A 10,842-nucleotide genomic window follows, 5' to 3' on the forward strand; every position below is an offset into this window, starting at 1 on the left:
TTGGAAGCCGAACGCCAAGCCGCCGCGCAGCAAGCGGCAACGCAGCAAGAAGCCGCTCGTCAGGAGGCGGCACGGGTCGAAGCAGCCCGGTTGGAAGCCGAGCAACAGGCGGTGGCACAACGCGCGGCTGCGCAACAGGAAGCGGCACGCGAGGACGCAGCACGCCAGGAAGCGGCACGGGCCGAGGCCGCACGGCTCGAAGCGGAACGCCAGGCTGCCGCGCAGCAAGCGTCCGCGCGGCAAGAGGCCGCCCGCCAGCAAGCCGCCGAAGCCGCACGGCAAGAGGGCGCGCGTCAGGCCGCCGCGCAGCAAGCGGCTGGTCAGCAGGAGGCTGCCCGCCAGCAAGCGGCTCAGGGAGAAGCCGCGCGCCTGCAAGCCGAGCGGCAGGCGGCGGAAGCGAAACGCGAAGAGCGGCTTCGGGCCATCGGGCGGCAGTTGAACGAGGAAGCCGACCGGCGCGAGGCGGCCGAAGCGGCGGCACGCCGCTTGCCCTCGGCGAGCACATTGCGCCGGGCCCGGCTCTTCGGGCACACCGATCCCAACACCGAACTCATCCTCTATGCGGAGGCCTGGGCCCGCAAGATCCAGATGAACATGACCATCGACATGGTGCGCGAGGCGGCGAAGCAGCCGCACACCCAGCCCGTGGTGACGGTGGCGATCCGCAGCGATGGCACGGTGGAGTCGGTGACCTTTGTGCGCTCCAGCGGCGTGACGGCCATCGACGAGGCCATCCCTCGCATCGTGCACAGCCAGGCGAACTACCCGGCGTTTCCGCCGGGCCTGGCGAGCGAGTACGACGTGATCGAAATCCGCCGCACCTGGCATTTCGACATGGCCGTGCGGCTGTACTGAACCTGCGGTCAGCGCCCTATTTTTAAGCAGTCCCCGCCAAGCCAGGCGGGCGGCGGGCTGCGGCGGTTGTCCACCTTGTTATCCACAGCGTAGGGCACAGTCTCTGTGCGTAAAGTCACGCGTCGCTCACGGCAGCGACAGCATGTGCCCCACGCGCGCGTCGCCTCGCCCGCCCAGCACCAGGGCGTGAGCGGCCTGCACGGCGGCCGGGCCTTTGTGGTGCTGCACCACCACCCAGGGCGCAGCGGGTTGGCTCACCTGGGCCATGAAGGCGTGCCAGGCCTTGCCCATGCGCTCGTTGAAACCGGCGGCGCCCCAGTCGCCGTGGCGCTTTTTGGCCTGGGTGGGCGCGAAGAACAGCACCGGGCGCGGCCCGGCCAGATCGCGGCCGCCGGCGAGCTGGTCCACGTGGGTGCCGCCGATGGAGCAGCTGTAGGCCAGCGCGGCGAAACGGCCGTGGATGGCCTTGCGCAGCGCGCCGTTGCCCGCAAAGTCCACGTACACGCAGGGTGTGGCCTGCGGCAGTTGCTCGAGCTGGTCGTAGGTGAGCACGCGGCTGTACACGCCCAGGCTTTCGCAAAACGCCACATTGCCCGGCGAGGTGAGGCCCACCACCTCCACCTCGGGCCGCTTCGCCAGCTGGGCGGCCGTGGCATACGCCGTCTTGCTGCTGGCCGACGAGAGCAGCATCACGCCGCGCTTGCCGTCTTGGCACGTTCCAAAGAAATCGTTGTCGGCCAGAAAATCGTCGATCAGCCAGGCGGTGAGGAAGAGCGGGCGCAGCAAGGCCTGAAGCGGCTCGGTGGCGGGATCGTGCAGCGGGTCCACCGCGCAGCGCAGGTAATTGTTGTAGACCGGATGCAGCGTGGCGCGGTGCGGTGCGCCGTCAAAGAAACCTTCGGGCGACAGGCGCACGGGCTTGAGCACCGCGTGTGAAGCCATGGGCCAGTAGCCGTACAGGCGTTCGCCCACGGCCACGCCCGCGCACTGCGTCTGCTCCACCACGCCAAACCCCCACACCGGCACCAGGCCCCATGCGGTGTCATCGCCAGACGCAGGTGCGACCGGGAAGAACTGCCAGTAGTTCATCGCATCGCCAAACGCGGCGTAGGTGATGTTGTTGGAGGTGTAGGCAAAGTGCTCGATGCGCACGCGAATCTCGCCATCAGCCAGTGGCGCGTCGGGCAGTTGCACGGTGCGGGTGGTGGCGAGCTGGTCCTTGCGGACCTGGAATTGCTGTGTGGTCATGGTGCGGGCGTGCGGGTAGTGACGGCAACGCCATGGTGCACTGATCTCGCGCCCGCGGTTGTCACTCGCGTTCGCGGGCCTGCCTCAATGACACAGGCGCACACATTCAGCGGACACGGCCGCACGAAGGCCCACACACGGATGTGTGAGCCCTCGCACCAGGGTTCAACGGAACACGAGGAACAGGATGATGATGAGCAATAGAGCGCCGCCGCCGATGTACATGTGATTCTCCCGAGCATTGCCGGCCCTCGGTGAGGGGCATCGGCATGTGCCTGCAGGATCATCTGACCACTGCGCAAGGCGGTGGTCTGTTCGCCAGCGAACCCATCGCCTGCAGCGCGCCCGGGCCAGCCGGCGTCAAGCGTCGTCGGGAGTGCTGCGCACCGGCGCGGCTTTGGCGCTGCGCCGGCGGTTCAGCATCACCTGCGCCGCCATCGCCACGCTGCCCAGGCCCAGCATCAGCCAGCCCAGGTTCACCGCACCGTCGTGCGGTACCAGGCCCACCGCGTAGCCGCCCACCGCCCCCATGAGTTGCTGCGCCAGACCCGCCACCGCGGCGGCCGAGCCGGCGAGCGCCGGCACCAGCCCCACCGTGCCGGTGAGTGCCGGGGGCACCAGGAAACCGTTGCCCAGGCCCATCAACATGAGCGGCAGCGCAAAGGCCAGCGGGGTGTCCACGTTGGCCAGGGCCAGCACCAGCATGAGCGCGACGCCACCCACCGTGCACAGCTGGCCCAGCATCATCATGGCGCGGTCACCGGTGCGGTGCACCAGGTGCGTGGTGAGGTAGTTGCCCACGATGTAGGACAGCGGCACGACCATGATGTAGTAGCCGATCCCTGCGGGCCCCACGCCATAGCTGCCCAGCACGATGGGCGCGCCCGCCAGGAAGGCATAGAAGTTGGCGGTGCTCATGGCCAGGATGAACACGAACAGCAGGAACGAAGGCTCGCGCGCCAGCCGCGCGTACGACGACAGCATGGCACCCAGCCAATGCGGCTGCACGGTGGCGGCTGGCTTGTGGTCGGGCAGGCCCTTCCACGCGGCCACGAACAGCACGACCGCGAGCACGGCGATGAGCACGAAGTTGGCCTGCCAGCCCAGGCGCACATGGATCTGCCCGCCCAGGATGGTGGCAGTGGGCGGGATCAAGCCCATGGCCATGCCCACGTAGGCCATCACGCGCGTGCGCTCGGCGCCGGTGAAGAGGTCTTGCACCATGGCCCGGCCGACCACCATGCCCGCCGCGCAGCCCGCGCCTTGCAACACGCGCGCCGCGGTGAGCCACGCCAGGCTGGGAGAGAGCGCCGCCAGCACCGAGCCCAGGCCGGCGAGCGCCAGACCGAACATCAGCACCTTCTTTCGACCCCACCGGTCGGACCACGGGCCGTAGAGCAGCTGCAGTCCGCCATAGGCCACCACGTAGCCGCTGAAGGTGAGCTGCACGCTCGCCTGATCCGATCCGAACACGGCACCCCACTCCTGCATGGACGGCAGGCAGATGGTCATGGCGAGCAGGCCGAAGGCGAGCTGCGCGATCAGGTTGGCGATCAGCGGGCCGTGGGATGGGTTGGGGGTGGGGGTGAGGGATGCAGACATGAGGGGAGGCGGGAGTCTAAGGCAATGGCGATGACTTGACCGGTGTCAAGGACACAGGGCAGCCCGGGTGATTGAATGGGAAGCTGGAATTTTTTTGCCCGACCCACCCGATGAACGCCGCCCCGCTGGATGCCGAACCCGTCTTCATCGCCGAGGGCCTGACCAAGGTCTATGGCGAGGGCGAGACCGCCGTGCACGCGCTGCGCGGGGTGGATCTGTCCATCGTGCGCGGCGAGTTCGTGGTGTTGCTGGGGGCCTCGGGCAGTGGCAAGTCGACCCTGCTCAACATCCTGGGCGGGCTGGACAGCGCCAGCGCCGGCACGGCGCGCTGGGTGCACGAAGGCGAATCGCACGAACTCACCGGCGCCAGCGACGCCGAGCTCACACGCTACCGCCGCGAGCACGTGGGCTTCGTGTTCCAGTTCTACAACCTCATCCCCAGCCTGACCGCGCTGGAAAACGTGGCGCTGGTGACCGACCTGGCCGACGACCCGATGCCGCCCGAAGAAGCGCTGGCGCTGGTGGGGCTGAGCGAACGCAGGAACCACTTCGTCTCGCAGCTCTCCGGCGGCGAGCAGCAGCGCGTGGCCATTGCGCGGGCCATCGCCAAGCGGCCCGCCGTCCTGCTGTGCGACGAGCCCACCGGCGCGCTGGACTACGCCACCGGCGTGATGGTGCTGCAGGCCATCGAACACGTGAACCGCACGCTGGGCACGACCACGGTGGTGATCACGCACAACGCGCCGATCGCCGACATGGCCGACCGCGTGCTGCGTCTGGCCGATGGGAGCATCAAGGACGTGCGGGTCAACACACACAAGGTGGCCGCGTCCACCCTGCGCTGGTGAGCCCACCATGAAGGCCCTGGACACCAAGCTCTGGCGCGATCTGAAGCGCCTGCGCGCCCAGGTGAGCACCATCGCGGTGGTGGTGGCCATCGGCGTGGCTGGCTTTGTGGGCATGTTCTCGGTGCACGAGTCGCTGCAGGGATCGCGCGACAGCTTCTACCGCGACAACCGCCTCGCCGACGTGTTTGCCAATGTCAAGCGCGCGCCCGTGCACCTGGGCACGCGGCTCGCCGCCATCCCTGGCGTGGCCGAGGTCAAGCTCGACGTGGTGATGGACGCGCAGATCGCCTTGCCCGACGCCGATGCACCCGTGACGGGGCGCTTCATCGGGCTCGATCTGGCCCGCGTGCATGCGCAGCGCCAGGGACTCAATGCGCTCACACTGCGCAGCGGGCGCTGGCCCGAACGCGGCCGTGCGCTGGAGGCGGTGGTGAGCGACCGGTTCGCCGTGGCGCGAGGCCTCAAGCCCGGTGACCGGGTCAACGCCATCCTGAATGGTCGACTGGAGCAGGTGCACCTGGTGGGCACGGCGATTTCGCCCGAGTACGTGTTTGCCTCGCGCGGTGGCGCGCCCGACGACCAGACCTTCGGCATCTGGTGGATCGACAGCGAGCGCATGGCGCACGCCTTCGACCTGCAGGGCGCGTTCAACCAGGCCGCGCTTCGGCTGGACGCGGGCGCATCACAACCCGCCGTGATCGAGCAGACCGATCGCCTGCTCGACGCCTACGGCGCGCTGGGCGCGGTGGGTCGCGACAAACAGCTCTCGGCCAAGATCGTCGCCGACGAGCTCTCGCAACTCAAGGTGATGGGCACGGTGCTGCCCTCGATCTTCCTGGCCGTGGCCATGTTCATCCTCAACGTGGTGATCAGCCGCCAGGTGGCCACGCAGCGCGGCCAGATCGCCGCGCTCAAGGCGCTGGGCTACAGCGACGGGGCCATCGCCTGGCACTACATCAAGCTCTCCATGGTGATTGCCGGCCTGGGCGTGGTGGCAGGGCTGGGCCTGAGCGTGGTCATCGGGCAACTGATGCTCGGGCTGTACGACGAGGTGTTCCGCTTCAACCACCTCGCCTACGTCACCACGCCATGGCTGGTGGTGGTCGCCACGGCGCTGGCCTTTGCCGCCGCCGCGGCCGGCACCTGGGCCGCCATCCACGCGGTGGTGCGGCTTCGGCCCGCACAGGCCATGCAACCCCCCACCCCGCCCCACTACCGCCAGACGCTGATCGAACGGCTGGGCCTGGGCCGACGCGTGAGCACCGGCGCGCTCATGGTCATCCGAAACTTCGAGCGCCGCCCGCTGCGCGCGGCCTTCACCGTCACCGGCATCGCGCTCTCGGTCGCGCTGCAGATCTCGGGCGCTTTCTGGCTGGACGCCATCGCCCACATCGTCGACGTGCAGTTCCGCCAGGTGCAGCAAGGCGACGTGCTGGTGAACTTCCACCGCCCGGTGCCGCTGTCGGTGGTGCAGGACCTGCAGCGCCTGCCCGGCGTGATGAGTGCCGAGCCCTACCGCAGCGAGCCGGTGCGCGTGCACCTGCGCGGGCAGACCGACGATGCGGCGCTGATGGGCTTGATCAAGGATGCGCAACTCCTGCGCGCGGTGGACGACGCGCGCGGCCACGTGGCCCTGCCCGCCAGCGGGCTGGTGATGTCGTCGCTGCTGGCCAATGCCGTGGGCGCGCGCGTGGGTGACCGCGTCGAGGTGGACTTTCGCCTCTGGAGCCAGACCCGCACCACCGTGGAGGTGGTCGACATCGTGCACACCATGATGGGCAAACAGGCCTTCATGAACCTGGACGCCATGAACACGCTGGCGCGCGACGGTGCCGGCGTGGCCGAGGCCGCGCTGCGGGTGGACCCGCTGGCCATGAAGGAATTCTGGGCGGCGGTCAAGCGCGCGCCAGTGATCAACGCGGTGTTCGACAAGGCTGGCTCCATGGCCAGCTTCAACGAGACCACCTCGCGCAACATGGGCGTGTTCAGCGGCATCCTCACGCTGTTTGCCGTGGCGATGGCGGTGGGCATCGTCTACAACGCGGCGCGCATCACGCTGTCTGAACGGGCCTGGGAACTCGCCAGCCTGCGCGTGCTGGGCATGACACGGGCCGAGGTCTCGGTGCTGCTGCTCGGTGAACTCGGGGCCGAGCTCCTGCTGGCCCTGCCCCTGGGCGCGGTGGCGGGCTGGGCGCTGGCGTCCCTGATGATGCGGCTCATGTCCTCGGACAACATCGATTTCCCGGTGGTCATCGAACCCGCCACCTACGCCTGGGCGGCGCTGATCGTGCTGGCCGCCGGCATTGTCAGCGCTCTGATGGTGCGCCGCCAGATCGACCGGCTCGACCTGGTCGCTGTTTTGAAAGTCCGCGAATGAACAAGACCAACCACAACAACCGATGGCGCCGCTGGGCGCCCTGGGCGCTCGGGGCCCTGGTGGCCACCGCCCTCGCCTTCTGGGCCTTCCAGCCGCGCCCCTTGGTGGTGGAGGTGGCGCCGGTGACCACCGGCCGTTTCGAGCAGGCCATCGAAGAAGACGGCCAGCTGCGCCTGAAGCACCGCTACCTGATCTCCGCGCCCACCCTGGCCGAGCTGGCGCGGCCCACGCTCAAGGTGGGCGACGCCGTGCGCGCCGGTGACGTGGTGGCCACGCTGACGCCGGTGGCGTCGCAGATGATCGACGCCCGCACACGGCTGGTGCTGCAGCAGCGCGTGGGCAGTGCCGACGCGGCGCGCCGCGCGTCAAGCGCACAACTGCAGCGCCTGGACACCGCGTTGGCGCAGGCCAGCCTGGAAGCCGAGCGGGCACAGAAGCTCGCGCGCGACAACTTCATCGCGCCCTCCGCGCTCGACCAGACCGTGTTGGCGCGGCGCTCGGCCCAGCAGGCGCTGGACGCCGGACGCGCCGAGCTGCGCGCGACCGAGTTCGCGCTGGCCGAAGCCCAGGCCGCGCTGGCGCGGTCCGAACCCGGCGCAGGCGCTCGCCTTGAGGGTCTGTGGGCGCTCAAGAGCCCGGTGGATGGCCAGGTGATCAAGCTGCACCTGGACAGCGCGGCCCCCGTGACCGCGGGCCAGCACTTGCTGGAGATAGGCGACATCGCAGCGGTGGAGGCGGTGATCGACGTGCTCTCCAGCGAGGTGCAGCAGATCGCGCCGGGCGCACCCGTGCGCCTCACGCTCACCACGGGAGCGCCGGCGCTGCCCGGCCATGTGGTGCGCATCGAGCCGGTGGCCTTCACCAAGGTGTCGGCCCTGGGCATCGAGGAGCAGCGGGTGAACGTGATCGTGGACCTGGACACCACGGTCGCCCAGCCCCAGCGCCTGGGCGATGGCTTCCGGGTCGATGCGCGCATCACGGTGTCTTCGCAGGAAGGTGCCCTGCTCGTGCCCAGCGCAGCCCTGGTGCGCGACGGCACGGCGTGGCGGGTGTTCGTGTTCGAGGGGCAACGGGCCGTGGCCCGCGCCGTGACGCTGCGCGAGCGCAACGCCGACGTGGCGTGGGTGAGTGAAGGTGTGCGCGAAGGCGAGCGGGTGCTGCTCTACCCGGGCAGCACCATCGCGGACGGGCAGGCCGTGAAGATCAGGTGACTGGCGCGGGGTTGAAGAGCACCAGGGCGTTGTGCAGCTTCCAGTGCTCGGCCCAGGTCTTCTTGCGGCCGCTGGCCACGTCGAGCATGAGGCGGAACATTTCCCAGCCGACGTCTTCGATGCTGGCCGAGCCGTCTGCTATTGCGCCGGCGTTGATGTCCATGAGGTCGTGCCAGCGCCGCGCCAGGTCGCTGCGCGTGGCGACCTTGATCACCGGCACCGCAGCCAGTCCGTAAGGCGTGCCGCGCCCGGTGGTGAACACATGCAGGTTCATGCCGGCAGCGAGCTGCAGCGTGCCGCAGATGAAATCGCTCGCGGGCGTGGCGGCGTAGGTCAGGCCCTTGTGCTTGAGCTTCTCGCCGGGCGCGAGCACGTTGGAAATCGGCGCGCTGCCCGACTTCACGATCGAGCCCATGGCCTTTTCCACGATGTTGGACAGGCCGCCTTTTTTGTTGCCGGGCGTGGTGTTGGCACTGCGGTCCACGCTGCCGCGTTTCAGGTAAGCGTCATACCAGGCCATCTCGCGCACCATGGCCTGCGCCACCTCGGGCGTGGTGGCGCGTGCGGTGAGCTGGGCAATACCGTCGCGCACCTCGGTGGTTTCGGAAAACATCACGCTGGCGCCCGCGCGCACCAGCAAATCAGTGCAGAAGCCCACTGCGGGATTGGCCGTGACGCCTGAGAACGCATCGCTGCCCCCGCACTGCACGCCCACCACGAGTTCACTCGCGGGCACGGTCACGCGCCGGCGCGCGTTCAGGCGCTCCAGGTGCTCTTCGGCCTGGCGCACGATGGAGTCCACCATGCTCATGAAACCCACGTGCGCGTCGTCCTGCAGGCAGACCACGTCAAGCCGGGTCTCGGCGCTGGTGCCCACGTCGGCCACGTTGCGCTCATCCACCAATGGAATCGAACCCGGTGGCAGCAAACGCTCGGGCTGCAGCTTCTCGCAACCCAGGCTGACCACCATCACCTCACCCCCGAAGTTGGGGTTCAGGCTGATGTGGCGCAGCGTGCGGATGGGGATCACCGCGTCGGGTGCGTCGATGGCCACGCCGCAGCCGTAGCCGTGCTCCAGCGCCACCACGTCGTCCACATTCGGAAAACGCGGCAGCAGCTCGGCCTTGATGCGCTGCACGGCAAAGTCGGTGACGCCGGCCACGCACTGCACGGTCTGGGTGATGGCCAGGATGTTGCGCGTGCCGACCGAGCCGTCGGCGTTGCGGTAACCCTCGAAGGTGTAACCCTCCAGGGCGGGCTGCGGCTCGGGTTTGACGGTGGCCATGGGCAGGTTGTCGAGCTCGCGGGCATCGGGCATTTGCAGCAGGCGTTCGTGCACCCAGCTGCCGGCGGCAATGTCCGAAAGCGCATGGCCGATGGGCACGCCGTAGCGCAGCACGACCGCGCCTTTGGGCAAGTCCACCAGCGCCACCTTGTGGCCTTGCGGCACCTTGTCGCGCAGCACCAGGCCGCCGGGCAGTTCGGTGCCCACGGGCAGGCCACCGTCGTTGGCCACGATGGCCACGTTGTCGCTGGCGTGCATGCGGATGGTCAGCGGTGCGGCCGAGCCGGCGGCCTGGGGTGTTTGGAGGGCTTGTGACATCCCTGTCTCCTAAGATTGCGGGGTTCGGCGAGCGTCGGTGGCCATTTCGGCATACGATCGCCATCTGTTTGGTACCGGTACCATTTCAAGCCTCGATTAAGCCTCAAATGAAAGAAACCGACAACTCCCGACGCGCTCGGCGTGGCAGTGGCGCCATCACCCTGCGCGACGTGGCCAAGCTCGCCGGGGTGGCGCCCATCACCGCTTCGCGCGTGCTCAACACGCCGGAACAGGTGTCGGCAGAGGTGCGGCAGAAGGTGCTGGACGCGGTGCAGCGCACGGGCTATGTGCCCAACCGCATGGCCGGCGGCCTGGCTTCGTCGCGCAGCCGGCTGATTGCCGCGGTGGTGCCGAGCACGGTGATGTCGGTCTTCATGCCGACCATCGAGGCGCTCAACGACACCCTGTTCGACGCCGGCTACCAGCTCATGCTGGGGCAGTCGGGTTACTCGGCGGCGCGCGAGGAGTCGCTGCTGGAAGCGATCATCGGCCGGCGGCCCGACGGGATCTTCCTCACCGGCATCCTGCGCCCCGGTCTGGGCCGCACGCGCCTCATGGCCTCGGGCATTCCGGTGGTGGAGACCTGGGACCTCACGCCCACGCCGATCGACATGCTGGTGGGGTTCTCGCACGCCGACATTGGCCGCGAGGTGGCGCGCGCAGGCCTCGCGCCAGTGTCGGTGGTGAATGTGGGCGCCTCGCGCTCGTTGCAGAGCGGGCGTGAGGGGCTGGACCGTCTGCTGGCGCAGGCGCCCGATGTGGATGCGGTGTTCTGCAGCTCGGACCTGCTGGCCCTGGGCGTTTTGACCGAGGCGCGGGTGCGTGGCATTGCGGTTGCCGAGCGGATGGCCATCATGGGCTTTGGCGACGTGCCTTTTGCCGCCGACATGGCGCCCGCGTTGAGCACCGTGCACATCAACGGCGTGGAGATCGGCCGCCTGGCAGCACGCAGCCTGATCGATCGGGCCGAGGGGCGCGAGGTCGCGCAGCGGGTGGTGGATGTGGGGTTCTCCATCGTGGAGCGGGAGACTTCCTGAGTCTCTCGGGTTGGTTTTCTCCGGTGGCTTTTCCGGCTGGTCCGGTCATCGGCGACCACGG

8 protein-coding genes are annotated in these 10,842 nt (G+C 68.9%); 5 read left to right on the plus strand and 3 right to left on the minus strand.

Translation table 11 applies throughout. From position 1 onward, the window contains the following. Nucleotides 1-855 (plus strand): TonB C-terminal domain-containing protein, encoded by an 855-nt coding sequence (locus ASE11_RS25980; protein ID WP_056275164.1) that lies wholly within the window; start codon nucleotides 1-3, stop codon nucleotides 853-855. Between the two features lie 126 nt (nucleotides 856-981). Here ASE11_RS25980 and ASE11_RS18965 read toward each other — a convergent pair whose 3' ends face one another. Both ASE11_RS18965 and ASE11_RS18970 read right to left on the minus strand, forming a co-directional pair. Continuing rightward, nucleotides 982-2,103: a DUF2855 family protein gene (locus tag ASE11_RS18965; protein ID WP_056275166.1), complete on the minus strand. Its 1,122-nt coding sequence runs from the start codon at nucleotides 2,101-2,103 to the stop codon at nucleotides 982-984. 360 nt (nucleotides 2,104-2,463) lie between these two features. Continuing rightward, nucleotides 2,464-3,705 carry a multidrug effflux MFS transporter gene (locus ASE11_RS18970; protein ID WP_056275168.1) on the minus strand — a complete coding sequence of 414 codons (1,242 nt, stop codon included), beginning with the start codon at nucleotides 3,703-3,705 and terminating at the stop codon, nucleotides 2,464-2,466. 110 nt (nucleotides 3,706-3,815) lie between these two features. Between ASE11_RS18970 and ASE11_RS18975 the strand changes: the two genes are divergently transcribed. From ASE11_RS18975 to ASE11_RS18985, 3 genes are read left to right on the plus strand one after another with little or no spacing between them, the layout of a single operon-like run. Continuing rightward, on the plus strand, nucleotides 3,816-4,553 hold the full coding sequence (locus tag ASE11_RS18975; protein WP_056275169.1) for an ABC transporter ATP-binding protein: 738 nt from the start codon (nucleotides 3,816-3,818) through the stop codon (nucleotides 4,551-4,553). Nucleotides 4,554-4,560: 7 nt separating this feature from the next. After that, nucleotides 4,561-6,930: an ABC transporter permease gene (locus tag ASE11_RS18980; RefSeq protein ID WP_056275171.1), complete on the plus strand. Its 2,370-nt coding sequence runs from the start codon at nucleotides 4,561-4,563 to the stop codon at nucleotides 6,928-6,930. Then, on the plus strand, nucleotides 6,927-8,141 hold the full coding sequence (locus ASE11_RS18985; RefSeq protein WP_056275173.1) for an efflux RND transporter periplasmic adaptor subunit: 1,215 nt from the start codon (nucleotides 6,927-6,929) through the stop codon (nucleotides 8,139-8,141). Before ASE11_RS18980 ends, ASE11_RS18985 begins: the two co-directional genes overlap by 4 nt. Here the strand turns inward: ASE11_RS18985 and garD are convergent. After that, nucleotides 8,134-9,744 (minus strand): galactarate dehydratase, encoded by a 1,611-nt coding sequence (garD, locus tag ASE11_RS18990; protein ID WP_056275176.1) that lies wholly within the window; start codon nucleotides 9,742-9,744, stop codon nucleotides 8,134-8,136. The two genes, ASE11_RS18985 and garD, sit on opposite strands and share 8 nt — an antisense overlap. A 107-nt stretch (nucleotides 9,745-9,851) precedes the next feature. Between garD and ASE11_RS18995 the strand changes: the two genes are divergently transcribed. Beyond that, on the plus strand, nucleotides 9,852-10,781 hold the full coding sequence (locus tag ASE11_RS18995) for a LacI family DNA-binding transcriptional regulator (RefSeq protein WP_056275179.1): 930 nt from the start codon (nucleotides 9,852-9,854) through the stop codon (nucleotides 10,779-10,781). The last annotated feature ends 61 nt before the right edge of the window (nucleotides 10,782-10,842 follow it).

The sequence above is a fragment of the Hydrogenophaga sp. Root209 genome, assembly GCF_001428625.1.
Lineage (GTDB): Bacteria > Pseudomonadota > Gammaproteobacteria > Burkholderiales > Burkholderiaceae_C > Hydrogenophaga.